The following is a 17,249-nucleotide window of genomic DNA, read 5'->3' on the forward strand; positions in this document are numbered from 1 at the left end:
CGGGGGTGTCGCGCAGGAGATAGCAGGTACGGGAAAGCCCGGGCCGATGCGCCCGGCATCGCCCCTACGCTGCGCCGCCGGTCCAGCGAAATAGCACGGTCGTTCTTCATGGCGGCCCGCGTGTCGCTGCGCCGGTGATCTTCCCAACCAAGACCCATAAGAACGGAGAGAGACACCCCATGCATTCCGCGCGCCTGACACTCCTTGCCCTCGCCGCCAGCCTCGCCGTCGCATCCTGCGGCGGTGGTGGCGGTGGAAACGGTTTTTCCTTCACGCCGCTGCCGCCGGCTCCAGCGCCGGCCCCGTCGGGTCCGCCCCCTCCCGCACCACCGCCCGGACCGATCGCGGAAGAAACCCGCCTGCAGGATGGGCGCAATTCCTTCGCGCCCGCCGACCCATCGGCCACCACCTTCGCGGCCCTCAAGGCCGACGCCAGCGACAAAATCGACAACGCCACCACCAGCCGCTGGGCTGGCATGCTGGGCGGCGCGCAGTACCACATCGAAGTGCCGGCCGCCTGGAACGGCAAGCTCGTGATGTACGCGCACGGCTATGCGGGTGAAACCAACGTGCTGTCGGTGAGCGACCCGTCGATCCGCCGCTACCTGATCCAGAACGGCTACGCCTGGGCCGCATCGAGCTACAGCAAGAACTTCTACGACGTGCGTGCCGGCGTGGAAGACACCAACGCCCTCGCGCTGCAGTTCAACGCCATCGCCAAGGCCAATGGCCGCGAACTGGCCGCCCCGGGCAAGACCTTCATCACGGGCCATTCGATGGGTGGCCACATCACCGCGGCGGCCATCGAGGACGAAACCTACGCCACTGCCAACCACAAGGTGAAGTACGACGGCGCGGTGCCGATGTGCGGTGTGCTCGGCGACACCGAGTTGTTCGACTACTTCGCCGGCGCGCAGGTGACGGCACAGGCGCTGGCGGGCCAAGCGAGCTACCCGACGCCGAAATGGGCCGAGATCGTGGGCCAGGTCACGCCGGCGCTGTTCGACACGTTCACGGCAGCATCGATCGATCCCAGCACACCGGCGGGAGACAAGTACGCCCTTGTTGTCATGAACCTGACCGGGGGCCCGCGTCCTCTGTTCGATCTGGGCCTGGGCATCGGTCGCTCCTTCCAGGCGGTGTGGGGTGTGTTCGGCAGCGACGGCACGGTCAACGGCATCCTCAACAAGAGCACGCTCGACACCAATCGCTTCACCTACGTCATCAACGGCGACCCCGTGAGCACGGAAGCGCTGAACGCCTCGGTGCAGAAGCTGACGACGGTGGCAGACGCCAACCGCCTGCGCACCGACGGCTTGCGCTGGATCCCCAAGACGGCCGGGGAGTTCAAGGTTCCGGTGGTCACGCTGCACACGCTCGGGGATCTCTACGTTCCCTTCAGCATGGAACAGATCTACAACAAGCGCGTGGCGGCCAAGGGCAACAGCGACTGGCTCGTGCAGCGCGCAATCCGCGGCATCACCCACTGCGACTTCACCATCAAGGAGCAGGAGGAAGCCTTCGCCGCGATGGTGCAGTGGGAGCTGGACAAGGTGAAGCCGGCGGGCGACGACGTGGTGACGCCGGGCACGGTGGCGAATCCGCTCTACGGTTGCGCGTTCACACGGAATGCGTCGAGCCCCGACGACAGCCAGTCAATCAAGGATGTGCGCGCCCAACTGGCCGTCGCCAGGAGCTGCCTGCCACCGTGAGCGGACTTCGCACCTGAGCTGGCGAATCATCGGCCGGGCGGCACCACCGCCCGCGCCGCTGCAAGCTTCGCTTCCAGCTCCGCGACAAGCGTCCTCGCCTCGTCGCCTTCCGGAATGTCCCTGCCGCTGTCGCGCCATGCGACAGCGCTCTTGAACCCCTCAGCCTCCGCCTGCCGGCGAAACCACATCCCCTCGGGGTTGTGCCGCGTGATGCCGTCGAATACGGTGGCGAACATCTGCGTCTGCTCCAACCCCATCGAATGCCACACCTGGTTGACGACCAGCTTGTGCATCATCAAATGGGAACGCGGCACGCCTGCGATGCGCTGTGCGAGCTTCAGCGTGGCGTCGTCGAGTCGGTCGGCCGGCACCGAGAAATTGGCAAGGCCCCATTCGGCCGCCTGCGCGCCGTCGATGGTGTCGCCGGTGAACATCAGTTGCTTGGCGCGCATGGCACCGAGCCGGTAGGTCCACATCGCCGTGGTCGGGCAGCCCCACACGCGTGTGGGCATATAGCCGATGCGCGCGTCGTCGGCCATGGTCAGCAGGTCGCAGCACAGCGCGATGTCGCTGCCGCCGGCCACCGCGTAGCCGTGCACCTTGGCGATGGTGGGCTTGCGGCAGCGCCACAGGGCCATGAAGTCGTCGGTGTTGCGCTTCATGGCGGCGTAGTCGAGCATCGGGTCCCAGGGCGTTTTCTCCTGCCGGCACGGGTGATCGCCCTCGCCTTCGCGGCCGTGCCCTTCGGCGTAGTCGCCGAGGTCGTAGCCGGCACAGAAGGCACGGCCCGCGCCTTCGACCACGATGACATGCACCTCGTCGTCCGCCTCGGCCCACTCGACCGCCTGGCGGATTTCCGCGGGCGTGGTGTCGCCGATGGCGTTGAGCTTCTCGGGGCGGTTGAGCACGAGGCGCGCGATGCGCGGATGCTGCGGGTCCTTGTCGATCAGGACGGTCTTGAAGGCGGGCATGGTCTTGTGTCTCCTGGGGTTGGGGCGCGATGCTCTTGTAGCATCGCCCCCGGACCAACCGGCACAGGCAAACCACGGGGGAGCACCACGCGATGACCGCGACATTCAGGATTTCCGAAGACGACTACGTCGATGCGATGCGGCTCTACGGACGGCTGCCACGCCTGGCGAAATGGATGGTGATCGCGATCGCCGTCGGGCTGCTGCTGGCCGCGATCTTCGGTTCGCGGCAGATCCAGTCGGGCGCGCTGGGCGGCCTCGTCGGCGGCACGCTGGTGCTGCTGGCCATGCGCTACGTGGCGCTGCCGATGAGCGCACGCCGCCACTACCGCAAGTACAAGGCGATCCAGGACGAGTTCTCGGTCGAGCTGCAAGACGATGCCCTGCGCCTCTGGGCCCCGCATGGCGAGAGCCGGATCATCTGGACGAACCTGCTCAAGTGGCGCCAGGACGAGCGCTTCGTGCTGCTCTACCTGATGCCGCGCCTCTTTCATGTGCTGCCCAAATCGGTAGCGGCGCAAGGCTTCGATGTGGCCGCGCTCGTCGAGCGGCTGGACCGCCACGTCGGCCCGGAGACCTGAAAGAAGCGTTTCAGCCGCCCTGTGCGCCGCTCAACTGAAAGCGGAACACCGCGCCCTTGCCCGCCTGCGGCACCAGCCGGATGTCGCTGCCATGCAGTTGCAGGATGCGCTGCACGATCACCAACCCCAGCCCGCCGCTGCTGGAGCCGTCGCTGCGCGCACCGCTCATGAACACGGGCCGCACGAAGAGCCCCTTCTGCAGCTCGCCCGGAATGCCCGGCCCCGTGTCGCTCACCTGCACCGCGACGCCGGCCACACCGGTAGTTGCGGGCCGCAGCTGCACCTCGATCTCGCCGCCGGGCGGCGTGTGGCGGATGGCGTTGTCCAGCAGGTTGGTCAGCACGCGCTCGATCATCCCGAGGTCGGCCGACACCACCGGCAGGCCCGGCGCGATGTCGGGTTTGAGCTGCTGGTGCCGCGCCTCGGCCGCGAGCTCGAATTTCTGGAACACGTCCTGCACCAGGTCGGCGAGCGCGAAGTTCTCCTTCTCGGGCTTGACGACGCCGTATTCGAGCCGTGCGAGCTCGAACAGCTCCTGCGCGAGCCGGCCCACCTTGCGGCTCTGGCCGAGCGCGATTTCCAGGTAGCGCCGGCGCTCTTCGTCGCTGAGCGTGCCGGCCTTGAGCAGCAGCGTTTCGAGATAACCGTGCAGCGAAGTGAGCGGCGTGCGCAGGTCGTGCGAGATGTTGGCGAAGAGCTCGCGGCGCTGCTGGTCCGAAAGCGTGAGCTCGCGCCATTGCTCGGCGATGCGGCGCGTCATCTGCGTGAAGGCCTGGCCCAGCAACGCGATCTCGTCGTGGCCTTGAGACAGCCTTTCCAGCGTGGGCGCTTCGCTTTCGAGCGAGGCGATGCCTTCGGTCTCGAAACGCTTGACCGCCTTCGTCAACTCGCGCAGCGGCCGGGTAATGAGCCGGAAAGCCGCCAGCCCCGCGATGAGCCCGAGCAGCGCGACCAGCGCCATCGACCACAGCGTGGTGCGCAGCACGTTGTCGGTCGCGACGTTGGCCGCGAGCGCGTCGTAGTCCTCGCCCTGCAGCACCACGTACACATAGCCGGCATCGCGCCCGCCCATCTTCAGCGGCGCGGCGCTGAACACCTTGGCCGCATCGGCGCTGCGCGGGTCGTCGCCCAGGATGGGCAGCGGCGCGCCCGACAGCAGCTTGCGGATCGGCTCCAGCGCGACGCGCTCGCGCTTCATGTGCCCGGGCGGCGCGGCCTGCGCCTCGATGCGGCCGTCGAGGCCCAGCAGATAGACCTCCACGCTGGGGTTCACCGCCATCAGCTTGTCGAACAGGTCCTTCACCGCGGCCTGGTTCAGGCCGCCGGGTTGCATCAGTTCGGAGTTCTCCGCGATGTGCGCGGCGAGCCCGCCCGAGAGGCGCTGCACCACCTCCTGTTCGTGCAGCCCGCTCGATCGCATCTGCAGCCAGGCCGAAGCGCCATAGCAGGCCAGCAGCAGCACCGCGAACACCATCGAGAGACGGCGAGAAAGCGTGGCCCAAGCCATCACGCACCGCCCTCGTCGCCCGTTCCCGTCGGCGACAACTTATAGCCCCGCCCCCACACGGTGAGGATGCGCCGCGGCTCGGCCGGATCAGCCTCGACCTTCGTGCGCAGCCGGTTGATGTGCGTGTTGACCGTGTGCTCGTACCCGTCGTGCTGGTAGCCCCACACCTGGTTGAGCAGATCGAGCCGCGAGAACACCTTGCCCGGGTTGCGCGCAAAGAAATACAGCAGGTCGAACTCGCGCGGCGTGAGTTCGATGAGCTTGCCGTCCACGCGCACCTCGCGCGCCAGCGGCTCGATGTCCAGGTTGCCCAGCGTGAGGCTGCCCGACTCCATGCGCGCATTGCGCGCCAGCGCGTCGGTGCGCCGCATCAGCGCCTTCACGCGCGCCACCAGTTCCAGCACCGAAAAGGGCTTGGCCAGATAGTCGTCCGCACCCAGCTCCAGCCCGAGGATGCGATGCACTTCGCTCGAGCGCGCGCTGATGATGATGATCGGCGTGTAGCGCGCCATGGCCCGCGCGCGGCGGCAGATCTCGAGGCCATCGACGCCGGGCAGCATCAGGTCGAGCACCAGCGCATCCCAGTTGCCGCGTTCCAGTTCGCGCAGGCCCGCATGGCCGTCGGCGGCGTGTTCGATGGCATAGCCTTCGTCGCGCAGGTGCATGCGCAGCAGCTCGGCGATGTGGGCGTCGTCCTCGACGATCAGCACGCGTTTGGGGGTGTCCATGCCCGCGATTGTCCCGCGATACGGATTCCCGAGTTATCACGATTAATTGAACTTTGCGTGATGAATCGGCCATGGGGTGCGCCCAAGAATCCAGCCCATGAACAGCACCGCCCTCGCAAGCATTGCCCCCGATGCCCGACCCATCCACCCACTGTGGATGCGCATCACGCACTGGCTCAACGCACTGGCCATCCTCGTGCTGGTGACCAGCGGCTGGCGCATCTACAACGCGGCGCCGTTCTTTCCGTTCAGCTTTCCGAACGGGATCACGCTCGGCGGCTGGCTCGGCGGCGCCCTGCAATGGCACTTTGCGGCGATGTGGCTGCTGGTGTTCAACGGCGTCGTATACCTCGCCATCAACATCGCCAGCGGCCGGCTCGCTGCCAAGTTCTTCCCGGTCACGCCGGCCGGCATCTGGCATGACGCGCTTGCCGCGCTCAAGGGCAAGCTCTCGCATGCCGACCCGCGCCGCTACAACAACGTGCAGCGCCTGGCCTACCTGTTCGTGATGCTCGACATCGTGGTGATCGTGCTCTCGGGGCTGGTGCTGTGGAAGTCGGTGCAGTTCGCCGCGCTGCGCGACCTGCTGGGCGGCTACGAGTTCGCGCGCCGCATCCACTTCTTCGGCATGGCCACGCTCGTTGCTTTCGTCGTCTTGCACCTGGTGATGGTGGCGCTCGTGCCCCGCACCCTTCTGACCATGATCCGCGGCCGCGCGCCCAACGCCTGACAAAGCCTGACATGAGAATCTTCAAGGCCCCCAAGATGACCGGCATCGACGGCGATGCCGTGGTGCGCGAAGCCCGCACGCTGATCGCGAAGAACCTCGACCAGCCCGCGCGCCGCGCCTTTCTTCAGCGCTCGCTCACGCTGGGCGGCCTCTCGCTGCTCACGGGCTGCAGCATCAGCGACGACAGCCATGTCGAGGCCGCGCTCTCGAAGATCTCGCGCTTCAACGACAAGGTGCAGGGCCTGATCTTCAGCCCCACGCAGCTCGCGGAGACCTTCCCCGAGTCGATGATCACGCGGCCCTTTCCGTTCAACGCCTACTACGGCGAGGACGAGATCCGCGAAGTCGACGAAGCCACCTACAAGCTCGAAGTGACCGGCATGGTCGCCGACAAGCGCAGCTGGACGCTCGCCGAGTTGCGCGCCATGCCGCAGCACGACCAGGTCACGCGGCACATCTGCGTGGAAGGCTGGAGCGCCATCGGCAAATGGGGCGGCGTGCGCTTTGCGGATTTCCTGCGCCACATCGGCGCGGACACCACGGCCAAGTACGTCGGCTTCAAGTGCGCCGACGACTACTACACCAGCATCGACATGCCCACCGCGCTGCACCCGCAGACGCTGCTCGCCCTCACCTACGACGGCCAGCCGCTGCCGCCCAAGTACGGCTTCCCGATGAAGCTGCGCATGCCCACCAAGCTTGGCTACAAGAACCCCAAGCACATCAAGGCGATGTTCGTCACCAACACCTACACAGGTGGCTACTGGGAAGACCAGGGCTACAACTGGTTCGGAGGGAGCTGAGGCGTCTTCGCGACGCCTGAACTGCCGATGAAAAGCGCGAAAGCAAAAAACCCAACCCTCAACTCAAGGACTTCCAATGAACAAGCTCACCGCAACCCTGCTCGCCACCTGCATGGCTTTTGCCGGCGCCTCGGCATTCGCCGCAGACACCATGGCGAAAGACAGCATGGCCAAGGATTCGATGTCGAAAGACGCAATGAAGAAGGACTCGATGGCCAAGGATTCCATGTCCAAGGACGGCATGAAGAAGGATTCGATGGCCAAGGACTCGATGTCCAAGGACGCCATGAAGAAGGACAGCATGGGCAAGGACGAGATGAAGAAGTAAGGCGCGCGCGATTGACGGCCGGTGGATTCGGCGGCAAGGTCGCCGCCACCGGCTCCAGGACCGAAACCTCCTTGAAGGACTACACATGAAATCCCTTGCACTCACTGCTGGCGCACTGGCTGCCGCGGCCCTGGTCTGGTATGCGGTGCCTTCGTTCGCCGAACCGGCCAGGCGCGTCCCCGCCCCCACCGCCGACCTGGTGGCCCCCGCTACCGCGAAAACAGAAACCGCCGTGTTCGCCGGCGGCTGCTTCTGGGGCGTGCAGGGCGTGTTCCAGCGCGTCAAGGGCGTGAGCAACGCGGTGTCGGGCTACGCCGGCGGCGACGCGAAAACCGCGCGCTACGACGAAGTGGGCTCGGGCCGCACCGGCCATGCCGAATCGGTGCGCATCACCTATGACCCGAAACAGATCAGCTACGGCAAGCTGCTGCAGATCTACTTTTCGGTGGCGCACGACCCGACCGAGCTGAATCGCCAGGGCCCCGACACCGGCACGCAATACCGCTCCACGGTGTTCGCCGAAAACGCGGAGCAGGCCCGCATCGCCAGGGAATACATCGCGCAGCTGAACCAGGCCAAGACCTTCGGCAAGCCGCTCGCGACCACCATCGAGATGGCCAAACCCTTCTATGCGGCCGAGGACTATCACCAGGACTACCTCACGCTCAACCCGAGCCAGCCCTACATCGCGATCAACGACATGCCCAAGATCGACGACCTGAAGAAGCTGTTCCCGGAGAGCTACAAGGCGACGCCTTCGCTGGTGCGAGCGGCGAAGGCCAGTTGATCAAAGCAGCTTCGCGCGCCTGGCCTGCTCGGCAAGCTCCGCCCTGAAATCCGGGTGCGCGATCGCAATCAACTCCTGCGCCCGCTGCCTGGCCGACTTGCCGCGCAACTGCGCCACGCCATATTCGGTGACCACGTAGTTGATGTCGTTCTTGCTCGTGCTCACATGGGTGCCCGGCGACAGCGACGGCACGATGCGCGAGATGGTGTCGCCCTTGGCCGTCGAAGGCAGCACGATGAAGGCCTTGCCGCCGCGCGAACGGTTGGCCGCGCGCACGAAGTCCGACTGCCCGCCCGTGCCCGAATACGGCGCATGCCCGAGGCTCTCGGAGCCGCACTGGCCCAGCAGGTCGATCTGCATGGTCGCGTTGATCGCGATGAGGTTGTCGTTGAGCCCGGCGAGCGCCGGGTCGTTGGTGAAGTTCACCGGATGCATTTCCAGCGACGGGTTGCGGTCCATGAAGCGGTAGAGCTTGCCCGACCCCAGCGCGAAGGTCGCGACGGATTTGCCCGGCAGGTAGTTCTTGCGCCGGTTGGTGACGGCGCCGCTCTCCACCAGCGTGAGGATGCCGTCGCCGATCATTTCGGTGTGGATGCCCAGGTCGTGCTTGTGCGTGAGCTGCATCACCACCGCATCGGGAATGCCGCCGTAGCCGATCTGCAGCGTCGAGCCGTCGTCGATCAGGTCGGCCACGTGCTTGCCGATGGCTTCCTGCACCGGGCCGATCTTGGGCAGGCCCACTTCCATGACCGGCGCATCGCTCTCGACCAGCGCGGCCACCTGCGAGATGTGCACGTGGCAGTTGCCGTGCGCGAAGGGCACGTTCGGGTTCACCTCCAGCACCACGGCGCGCGCCTTGGCGATGGCGGCCATCGTGTAGTCGGCGCCCAGGCTCACGGCGAAATAGCCGTGCGCATCCATCGGCGAGGCCATGCTGAAGACCACCTCGGCGGGGATCTGGCCGCGCTCGATCTGCGCCGGAATCTCGGAGAAGTAGTTGGGGATGAAATCGATCCACCCCTCCTGTCCGCCCGCGCGCGTGGCGCCGCCGAAGAACAGCGCGACGTGGCGCACGTGCTCCACGGTCTCTGGGTCGATGTAGGCGTACTTGCGCATCGCGAGGATCTGCGCGACCTTGACGTCACGGAAATCGCGGCGCTGCTCGGAGAGCGCCGTGAGCAACGATGGCGGCTCGCCGACACCGGTCGGCACGATGATGAGATCGCCATTGCGCACGAGGCGCACGGCATCGGCGGGGGAAACGCGCTTCTTCGCGTAGAGGTCCTGGACGGTCATTCGTGCCTTCTCTTCATCTTTATCGCGGCGCGTCGGCCTGCACGTCGTAAGTGCCGCGGCGCGCCGCCTTGTTGCAGCCCGTACGGAACACGAGCGCCTGCTGCGCCTTTGCGACGTTGGCAGCCTGGCCTTTCCAGAGATCGAGTGCAGGCTGCTGCACCGCGCGAGAGAACGAGAAAGTCAGCGCCCAGGGCATGCGCGACTTGAACTTCACGTTCATCGCATGGAGCCGCGCGGAGGCCAGTTGCGCCGATTGCCCGCCCGAGAGAAATGCCACGCCCGGCACCGCCGCAGGCACCGTGCGCAGCAGGCAATTCACCGTGGCATCAGCCACCGCATCGACGCTGTCCTGCGTCGGGCTGCCCTGCCCCGGCAGCACCATGTTCGGCTTGAGCAGCATGCCTTCGAGCAGCACGCCTTGCGCATTCAGTTGGACGAACACTTCGCGCAGGACTTCTTCGGTCACCTCGGCGCATCGCGCGAGCGAATGGCCACCGTCCATCAGCACCTCGGGCTCGACGATCGGCACCACGCCCGCCTCCTGGCACAACGCCGCATAGCGCGCGAGCGCATGGGCGTTGACGTCGATGCAGGCCCGCGTGGGCAAGCCGTCGCCGATGGCGATCACGCCGCGCCACTTCGCAAAACGCGCCCCCATGCCGACGTATTCCGCCAGCCGCTCGCGCAGGCCGTCGAGCCCTTCGGTGACCGTCTCGCCCGGATGGCCCGCCAGCGCCTTCGCGCCCATGTCGACCTTGATGCCGGGGATGATTCCCGCATCGGCCAGCGCCTTGGCGAACGGCTTGCCAGCGTTGGTTGCCTGGCGGATGGTTTCGTCGAACAGGATCGCGCCGCTGATGCTGTCCGCCAGGCCCGGCGCGGTGACGATCAGTTCGCGCCAGTCGCGTCGCGCGTTCTCGGTCTGCGGGATGTTCAAGGCGGCGAAGCGCTTGTTGCAGGTGGCGTTGCTCTCGTCCATCGCGAGCAGGCCTTTGTCGCCGGCGATCAGCGCCTGTGCGGTATCGATCAGTGTCTGTGCAGTCATTGGGGCACCTTTCTGGCGGGCATGGTACGCCCGCGCCCCGCTCGCAGCTAGATCACGTTCTTCTCGAGCAGCGGCCGGTTCTCAAGAATCCGCGTGAACGCAACCGGCGAAAGGTCGAGGCTGCGGTACTCGCCGAAGCGGATCAGCTCCGCGATGCCGCGCCCCGCCGCCGGGCACTGCTGCAGGCCGTGGCCCGAGAAGCCGTTGGCAAAGAACAGGTTGTCGCAGTCCGGGTGCAGGCCGAGGATCGCGTTGTGGTCGAACACGTTCATCTCGTAGTAGCCGGCCCAGGCGCCGGTCATGCGGATGGCTTCGAAGGCGGGAATGCGCTCGGCAAGCGCGGGCCAGATGAGATCGTCGAACGCGCCGTATTCGACGTCGAGCGGTGCGTCGTCATGGTCCTGGTCTTCGGGTGGCGCGAAGCCGCAGATGAACTGGCGGCCCTCGGGACGCAGCCAGATGCCCGAGGTGTCGATGACCAGCGGGCAGCCGGGCAGCGTTTCGGGGCACGAAAAGCTGAACACGCTGCGGCGGCGGCCGCGCACCGGCAGGTCGATGCCGGCCCAATCGGCCACCTTCGCGGCCCAGGCGCCGGCGGCGTTGACGACGATGTCGGCTTCGAGCGTTTCGCCGGTGTCCAGCTGCACGCCGGTCACGGTGCTGCCGTTGCGATGCAGCCCCGTCGCATGCGCCTGCACGTACCGCGCGCCCTGCGATGCGGCCTTCTTGCGAAAGGCCTGCAGCAGGCTGTAGCCGTCGTACCAGCCTTCGCCCGAGAGGCCCAGCGAGGCGAGTTCGACCCCTTCGGTCGAGATCCACGGGAAGCGCGCCTTCAGTTCTTCGGGCGCCAGCAGTGCCACATCCACCGCGTGCGCCTTCTGCATCGCATGGTTCTCGCGCAGCACGTCGACACCCGCCGGCGAAGCCAGGTACAGGTAGCCGGGCTCGACCAGGCCGATGTCCGGCACGTCGTCGCCGACGCGCAAGGTCTCGCCGAGATGCCGGAAGAAATCGATGCCGTAGAGCGACATCTCGATGTTGATGGCAGTGGAAAACTGCTGGCGGATCGAACTCGCCGACAACGCCGACGACGCCTGCCTGTACGAGAAGTCGCGCTCGACCACCGTGACCTCGAAGGGCTCGGCCTCCCGGTCCCGGGTCAGGAAATAGGCGATGGCCGAACCGATGGCCCCGCCGCCGATGATCACCACTCGACGCATGAATGCATTCCTTGCTTCATCGTTGCTGTTGATGCGTGTACGCCAGTTGCGCCGCCGCGAGGTCCCACAGCGCATGACCCACGGTCTTGATGAGCACCGGCCGCTCGTGCATTGCCAACTCCGCCTTCGCGTTCGTGAAAGCCTGCACATCGGACCAGTCGATGCCCGCCTGGATCAGGTCGCCCGCCTCGCTGCGCGCACCCTCCAGCGTATCCACAAACACGGCGCAGCGGCGCACGAGTTCGGGCGGCACCTCGGCCATGTCGGCGCGGTAGGCGCCCACGGCGATGACGGTGGCGTCCGGCCGCACCCTCGATGGAACGACGGGCACCGATGAATTGGTGGTGGCGACGATCACGTCGGCCTCTTCGGAAACCTGCGCCGGATCATCGATCGTGTCGGCGTCCACGCCGAGCGTGCGCATGTGTTGCGCCAGCTGTTCGGCATGGGCTGGCGTGCGCGCGTGAATCCACAGACGACGTAAGCCCGCGATTTCCGCGAACGCCTCCGCATGCGAACGCGCCTGCACGCCCGCGCCGATCAGCAGCATGCGGCCACCGACATGGCGCCCTGCCCTTGCAGCCCCGGCCAGCGAAAGCGCCGCGGTGCGTCGGGCGGTCAGCACATTGCCGTCCATCGCGAGCAGCCGGGTGCCGGTGGCGGCGTCCATCAACGTGACTTCGCCCTGCACCACCGGCAACCCGAGGCCGGCGTTGCCGGCGTGCACGGTCACGGTCTTGAGCGCCGCGAAGCGCGCGTCCGCCGCGGGCATCAGCAGCAGCACGCCGCCGCCCGCGAGCGGCACCGAGGTCCGGGCCGCGGCATGCGCCTCGCCCCGGCGCTCGCGCTCGAACATCTGCAGCAGCGCCTCGACCAGCGCGCCATACGGCAGCGCCGCCGCCGTTTCCGCCGCGTTCAGCGTCCGCATGCGTGCCGCGCGCTCAGGAGCCGGCCACGCGGACGCGCTTGCCGTCCTTGTAGGTGAAGACGGTGAAGTCCGGCTTCTGCAGGTTGCCCTTGGCATCGAAGCTGATGGCGCCGGTGACGCCGTCGAACTTCACCTTGCGCATCGCCGGGAGGTACGCCTCGGGCTCGACCGAGTTGGCGGCGCGCATGCCCGCGGCCAGCGCCATCATGGCGTCGTAGAGGTACGGCGCGTAGGTCAGCACCTCGACGCCGAAGCGGGCCTTGTAACGCTGCTCGAACTCGGCGCCCTTGCTGGTCTTCTCGATCTCCTTGCCGCCGCGCGTGCAGTACAGGAGGTCGTCGACCGCGCCGCCGCTGATCTTGGCGACCTCGTTGGTGCACAGGCCATCGGTGCCGAGCAGCTTGGCGGTGATGCCCAGCTGCTTCATTTGCCGCGCGATGAGGCCGCCCTGCGCGTCCATGCCGCCGTAGAACACCACGTCGGGCTGCTTGGCCTTGATGCTGGTGAGGATGGCCATGAAGTCGGTCGCCTTGTCGCTGCCGAACTCCTGCGCGACGATGGTGCCGCCCAAGCCCTTCACGCCGCGCGTGAAGACCTCGGCGGCGCCCTGGCCGTAGGCGGTGCGGTCGTCGATCACCGCGATCTTCTTCGCCTTGAGGTCCTTCACCGTGAAGTCGGCGATGGCCATGCCCACGTCGTCGTCGCTCGCCAGGATGCGAAAGACGTTGCCGTAGCCCTGCTTGGTGAAGGTGGGGTTGGTGGCGGTCGACACGTCGGGCAGGCCTGCGCGGCTGTAGACGGCCGAGGCCGGGATCGCGGCGCCCGAGTTGAAGTGGCCCAGGATGCCCTTCACGCCCGTGTCCACCAGCTTGTTCGCCACCACCATGGCCTGCTTCGGGTCGGCCTGGTCGTCTTCGGACTGGAGCACGAACTTGATCTTCTTGCCGCCGATGACGAGGCCCTGCTTGTTGAGGTCTTCGACCGCGAGCCGCGCGCCGTTGTCGTTGTCCTTGCCCCAATGGGCCGCGCCGCCGGTCAGCGGGCCGGCATGGCCGATGGTGACGGTCTGCTCGGCCTGTGCGAGTGCGACGGCGGGCAGTCCAAGGACGGAGGCCAGCGCAATGCACGGAACAGTGGACCGGGCAGTGCGACGGGTGCGCAAGACAATCATCGGAAGTCTCCTCATATCGTTGGCAGGGGGTCGAGACGCAGAATAGGATCGCGGCGGCATGCGGAACAAACGCTAAATACGCACAACGTTGTGCAGCGCCGGAAGGAACGAGACAACAAGACACCGGGCACGGCAGGTGCTTGCGGCAGCAGGACAGACGAGACAACAGACATTCGATGAGAAAAGACATTCCCAACCTGGGCGCGCTGCAGGCCTTCGAGGCCTCGGCGCGGCTGGGGAGCTTCACCCGCGCAGCGGCCGAGCTGGCGCTGACGCAGAGCGCGGTCGGGCGGCAGGTGGCGATGCTGGAGCAGCGGCTCGGCGTGCCCCTCTTCTCGCGCGTGCGCAGGCGACTCACGCTCACCGACGTGGGGCGCGAGTACGCGGCGCGCATCCGCCGGCACCTCGACCAGATCCGCCGCGACACGCTGGAGATCAGCGCGGGCCACGACATGGGCTTCGTGCTCGAGCTGGCCGTGGTGCCGACCTTCGCGACGCAATGGCTCATTCCGCGGCTGCCCGATTTCAGCCGGCTGCATCCGAACATCACGGTGAACCTGTCGGCGCGCTCGCAGCCCTTCTCCTTCCAGGAAAACGCGTACGACGCGGCCATCTATTTCGGCGACCAGTTCTGGCCCAACACGCGCGGCGGGCTGATCTTTTCTGAGGGCGAGATGGTGCCGATCTGCAGCCCGGCGTTTCGCGATGCCAACGGGCCGTGGGACGAAGCGGGCTTCGAGCGCTGCCGCCATGTGCACCTGAGCACGCGCGCGCATGCATGGCGCGACTGGTATGCGCAGCAGGGGTGGGACTACACGGTGCATGCCTCGCGCGGGCCGCGCTACGAGCTCTTCACGATGGTGGTCGGGGCTACCGCGGCCGGCATGGGCGTCGGCCTGGCGCCGCGCATCCTCATCGAGCACGAGCTGCGCACCGGCGAGCTGGTGATTCCCGTGGACCGGCACCTCGACGTGCCGCAGGGCTACTACTTCGCGTACCCCGAAGGCCGTCCGGCCTCCGGGGCGCTCGAGCACTTCAAACAGTGGGTGCTCGGTTTGAATCCTGCCTAGACCGGGTTCGGGTTGCGCTCGAGAAACCCCTGCTGGTGCCAGTAGGGATAGGTTCGCGTCACCGCGCTGGCCGCATCGAGCTCGGCGACCTGCGCGGGCGTGAGGTTCCAGCCCACCGCGCCGAGGTTCTGGCGCAGTTGCGTTTCGTCGCGCGCACCAACGACCACGCTCGACACCGTCGGCCTTTGCAGCAGCCAGTTGAGCGCGACCTGCGGCACGGTCTTGCCGATGTCTGCCGCGACCTTCTCCAGCGCATCGACCACGCGGTACAGCAGCTCGTCGGCCACCGGCGGGCCCATGTCGGCCGTCACGTGCAGGCGGCTGTTGGCGGGCAGCGGCTGGCCGCGGCGGATCTTGCCCGTGAGGCGGCCCCAGCCCAGCGGGCTCCAGACCACGGCGCCCACGCCCTGGTCCTGCGCGAGCGGCATCAGCTCCCACTCGTACTCGCGGCCGATCAGCGAGTAGTACGCCTGGTGCGCCACGTAGCGTGCGTAACCGTAGCGCTCCGACACCGCCAGCGACTTCATCAGGTGCCAGCCCGAGAAGTTCGATGCGCCCACATAGCGCAGCTTGCCCGCGCGCACGAGGTCGTCGAGCGTGGAGACCGTCTCTTCGACGGGCGTGCTCGCATCGAAGCCGTGCAGCTGGAAGAGATCGATGTAGTCGGTGCCCAGGCGCTTCAACGCACTGTCGACCGCCTGCACCAGGTGATGGCGCGACGACCCCACCTCGTTCGCGCCCGGGCCGCTGCGGAACGTGGCCTTGGTCGAGATGATGAGCTTGTCGCGCGGCCGGCCCTTGATGGCCTCGCCGAGCACTGATTCGGCGGCGCCGTCGGAATAGATGTCGGCGCTGTCGAACATGTTGACGCCCGCGTCGATGCAGATGTCGATGAGCTTGCGCGCCTCGGCCACGTCGGTGCTGCCCCAGGCGCTGAAGAACTCGCCCTTGCCGCCGAACGTGCCGGTGCCAAAACTCAACACGGGGACCTTGAGGCCCGATTTGCCCAGATGACGGTATTCCAAAGTGCTACTCCTTCGATGAATGAAGCGGCGAGCCGACCGGCGCGCCGTTGGGCCATTGTTGGCCGGGGCGTTGAACCCCCTTTGCAGGTCGGGCTTTGTCGAATTCGGCTAAGTAATATCGCCCGATGCAGATCGCCATTGAAAACCCCAACCAGCCCGACGTGATCCAGCTCATCGACGACCTCGATGCGTACCAGAAGCCGCTTTATCCGCCGGAGAGCCACTACGGCATCGACATTGCAGCGCTGTCTGCAGCGAATGTGCTGTTCGCCGTTGCGCGCGATGAGAACGGCGCGGCGGTCGGCTGCGGGGCCATCGTCATGGAACCGGGGTACGGCGAACTCAAGCGGATGTATGTGCGGCCGGAGAACCGCGGGCAAGGCGTTGCGGCCAAGGTGCTTGCCTTTCTCGAAGGCGAAGCGATGGCCAAGGGCTGCGCGATGTTCAGGCTGGAGACGGGTGTGAGCCAGCCCGAAGCGCTGTCGTTCTATGCGCGCTCGGGATACGCCCGGCGCGAAAGGTTCGGCCGCTATCCGGAAGATCCATTGAGTGTTTTCATGCAGAAGGACGCTGGCTGAGGCGCGCCTGAAGGCAACGCGATGACTCCGACTCCTGCCGCGTCATCGCGCCGCGGCCTCTGGGTCGGGGCTGGGTTCTGCGCCGTGCTCGCCGCGGGCGCCTGGGCCGTGATCAGCGGCACCGTCGAAGTGCCGGAGCGCCTCAATCCGTGGGTGCCGCTAGACGTGGCGGCCGAGCCCGACTGGCTCACCGGCTTCAAGCTCGCACGCGCCCGCCGCGATCCCACGCGCTGCCTCGCGGCGCTGGCACGAACCGGCATGCAATACGACCTGCTGCCCGACCGCGTGACCGGCGAGGGTTGCGGCTTCGAAAACGCCGTGCGACTGCGCTCGGCTGGTGTGCGCCTGGGCACATCGCCCTCGCTGAGCTGCCCGATGGCGCTGTCCTTCTTCATGTGGGAGAAGCACACGCTGCAGCCGGCCGCGAAGCAGCGCTTCGGCCAGCCGGTGGTGGCCATCGAGCATCTGGGCAGCTATGCGTGCCGCAATGTGAACCGCGGCGAAGGCGCGGTGCCGGGCACCTCGCGCAGCCGGCACGCGACGGCGGATGCGTTCGACGCGGCTGGCCTGACGCTTGCCGATGGCCGCCGCATCACGGTGCGGCGCGACTGGTCCGGCAGGGGCGATCCAGAAGACCTGTTTTTGCGCGATGCGCATCGCGGCGCCTGCCGGTTCTTCGATGGCGTGCTGGGTCCCGACTACAACGCGGCGCATAGCGACCACTTTCATCTGGAGACCGGCGGCTATTCGATGTGCCGGTAGCGCTGCG

Annotated in this window: 18 protein-coding genes; 9 read left to right on the plus strand and 9 right to left on the minus strand. The window is 67.0% G+C overall.

Translation table 11 applies throughout. The features are described from left to right. Nucleotides 1-179: 179 nt before the first annotated feature. The gene (locus J2W23_RS24805; RefSeq protein WP_307650635.1) at nucleotides 180-1,712 is read left to right on the plus strand and encodes an alpha/beta hydrolase family protein; all 1,533 of its coding nucleotides are present in this window, start codon (nucleotides 180-182) and stop codon (nucleotides 1,710-1,712) included. A gap of 26 nt (nucleotides 1,713-1,738) precedes the next feature. Here the strand turns inward: J2W23_RS24805 and J2W23_RS24810 are convergent, their stop codons facing one another. After that, nucleotides 1,739-2,683: a crotonase/enoyl-CoA hydratase family protein gene (locus J2W23_RS24810; RefSeq protein WP_307650636.1), complete on the minus strand. Its 945-nt coding sequence runs from the start codon at nucleotides 2,681-2,683 to the stop codon at nucleotides 1,739-1,741. A 92-nt stretch (nucleotides 2,684-2,775) separates the two neighbouring features. On the opposite strand from J2W23_RS24810, the gene J2W23_RS24815 reads away from it, so the two are divergent. Further along, nucleotides 2,776-3,264: a YcxB family protein gene (locus J2W23_RS24815; protein WP_307650637.1), complete on the plus strand. Its 489-nt coding sequence runs from the start codon at nucleotides 2,776-2,778 to the stop codon at nucleotides 3,262-3,264. A 10-nt stretch (nucleotides 3,265-3,274) separates the two neighbouring features. On the opposite strand, the gene J2W23_RS24820 is transcribed toward J2W23_RS24815, so the two are convergent. Both J2W23_RS24820 and J2W23_RS24825 read right to left on the minus strand, forming a co-directional pair. Beyond that, complete coding sequence (locus tag J2W23_RS24820; protein WP_307650638.1) at nucleotides 3,275-4,771, minus strand: sensor histidine kinase; 1,497 nt, start codon at nucleotides 4,769-4,771, stop codon at nucleotides 3,275-3,277. Beyond that, nucleotides 4,771-5,499, minus strand: a complete 729-nt coding sequence (locus tag J2W23_RS24825) for a response regulator transcription factor (RefSeq protein WP_307650639.1) — start codon at nucleotides 5,497-5,499, stop codon at nucleotides 4,771-4,773. The genes J2W23_RS24820 and J2W23_RS24825 overlap by 1 nt, the downstream gene beginning before the upstream one ends. 97 nt (nucleotides 5,500-5,596) lie before the next feature. On the opposite strand from J2W23_RS24825, the gene J2W23_RS24830 reads away from it, so the two are divergent. The 4 genes from J2W23_RS24830 (at nucleotide 5,597) to msrA (ending at nucleotide 8,147) form a co-directional block, all read left to right on the plus strand. Then, on the plus strand, nucleotides 5,597-6,229 hold the full coding sequence (locus J2W23_RS24830; RefSeq protein WP_176657194.1) for a cytochrome b/b6 domain-containing protein: 633 nt from the start codon (nucleotides 5,597-5,599) through the stop codon (nucleotides 6,227-6,229). Between the two features lie 11 nt (nucleotides 6,230-6,240). Continuing rightward, entirely contained in the window at nucleotides 6,241-7,032 is a 792-nt protein-coding gene (locus tag J2W23_RS24835) for a molybdopterin-binding protein (protein WP_176657193.1), read from the plus strand. A gap of 76 nt (nucleotides 7,033-7,108) precedes the next feature. Beyond that, on the plus strand, nucleotides 7,109-7,360 hold the full coding sequence (locus J2W23_RS24840) for a pentapeptide MXKDX repeat protein (protein ID WP_176657192.1): 252 nt from the start codon (nucleotides 7,109-7,111) through the stop codon (nucleotides 7,358-7,360). An 85-nt stretch (nucleotides 7,361-7,445) separates the two neighbouring features. Beyond that, the gene (gene msrA / locus J2W23_RS24845) at nucleotides 7,446-8,147 is read left to right on the plus strand and encodes a peptide-methionine (S)-S-oxide reductase MsrA (protein WP_176657191.1); all 702 of its coding nucleotides are present in this window, start codon (nucleotides 7,446-7,448) and stop codon (nucleotides 8,145-8,147) included. Here the strand turns inward: msrA and J2W23_RS24850 are convergent, their stop codons facing one another. Genes J2W23_RS24850 through J2W23_RS24870 form a run of 5 tightly spaced genes read right to left on the minus strand, consistent with a single transcriptional unit; the run spans nucleotide 8,148 to nucleotide 13,807 of the window. After that, a complete protein-coding gene (locus tag J2W23_RS24850) occupies nucleotides 8,148-9,443 on the minus strand; it encodes an acetyl-CoA hydrolase/transferase family protein (RefSeq protein ID WP_176657190.1) in 1,296 nt (431 codons plus the stop codon). Between the two features lie 19 nt (nucleotides 9,444-9,462). Continuing rightward, entirely contained in the window at nucleotides 9,463-10,488 is a 1,026-nt protein-coding gene (locus J2W23_RS24855; protein ID WP_307650640.1) for a class I fructose-bisphosphate aldolase, read from the minus strand. A gap of 47 nt (nucleotides 10,489-10,535) precedes the next feature. Then, nucleotides 10,536-11,708 (minus strand): NAD(P)/FAD-dependent oxidoreductase, encoded by a 1,173-nt coding sequence (locus J2W23_RS24860; protein WP_307650641.1) that lies wholly within the window; start codon nucleotides 11,706-11,708, stop codon nucleotides 10,536-10,538. 16 nt (nucleotides 11,709-11,724) lie between these two features. Next, a complete protein-coding gene (locus J2W23_RS24865) occupies nucleotides 11,725-12,636 on the minus strand; it encodes a delta(1)-pyrroline-2-carboxylate reductase family protein (protein ID WP_307650642.1) in 912 nt (303 codons plus the stop codon). 13 nt (nucleotides 12,637-12,649) lie between these two features. Further along, a complete protein-coding gene (locus J2W23_RS24870; protein WP_176657186.1) occupies nucleotides 12,650-13,807 on the minus strand; it encodes a branched-chain amino acid ABC transporter substrate-binding protein in 1,158 nt (385 codons plus the stop codon). Between the two features lie 176 nt (nucleotides 13,808-13,983). On the opposite strand from J2W23_RS24870, the gene J2W23_RS24875 reads away from it, so the two are divergent. Further along, complete coding sequence (locus tag J2W23_RS24875; RefSeq protein WP_307650643.1) at nucleotides 13,984-14,877, plus strand: LysR substrate-binding domain-containing protein; 894 nt, start codon at nucleotides 13,984-13,986, stop codon at nucleotides 14,875-14,877. On the opposite strand, the gene J2W23_RS24880 is transcribed toward J2W23_RS24875, so the two are convergent. Beyond that, nucleotides 14,874-15,902: an aldo/keto reductase gene (locus J2W23_RS24880; protein WP_307650644.1), complete on the minus strand. Its 1,029-nt coding sequence runs from the start codon at nucleotides 15,900-15,902 to the stop codon at nucleotides 14,874-14,876. The genes J2W23_RS24875 and J2W23_RS24880 overlap by 4 nt on opposite strands. Nucleotides 15,903-16,027: 125 nt before the next feature. Here J2W23_RS24880 and J2W23_RS24885 point away from each other — a divergent pair, with 125 nt between their 5' ends. Next, the gene (locus J2W23_RS24885) at nucleotides 16,028-16,480 is read left to right on the plus strand and encodes a GNAT family N-acetyltransferase (RefSeq protein ID WP_307650645.1); all 453 of its coding nucleotides are present in this window, start codon (nucleotides 16,028-16,030) and stop codon (nucleotides 16,478-16,480) included. Nucleotides 16,481-16,501: 21 nt separating this feature from the next. Next, on the plus strand, nucleotides 16,502-17,242 hold the full coding sequence (locus J2W23_RS24890) for an extensin-like domain-containing protein (RefSeq protein WP_307650646.1): 741 nt from the start codon (nucleotides 16,502-16,504) through the stop codon (nucleotides 17,240-17,242). The last annotated feature ends 7 nt before the right edge of the window (nucleotides 17,243-17,249 follow it).

This window comes from Variovorax boronicumulans, from assembly GCF_030812215.1.
Taxonomy (GTDB): domain Bacteria; phylum Pseudomonadota; class Gammaproteobacteria; order Burkholderiales; family Burkholderiaceae_C; genus Variovorax; species Variovorax boronicumulans_C.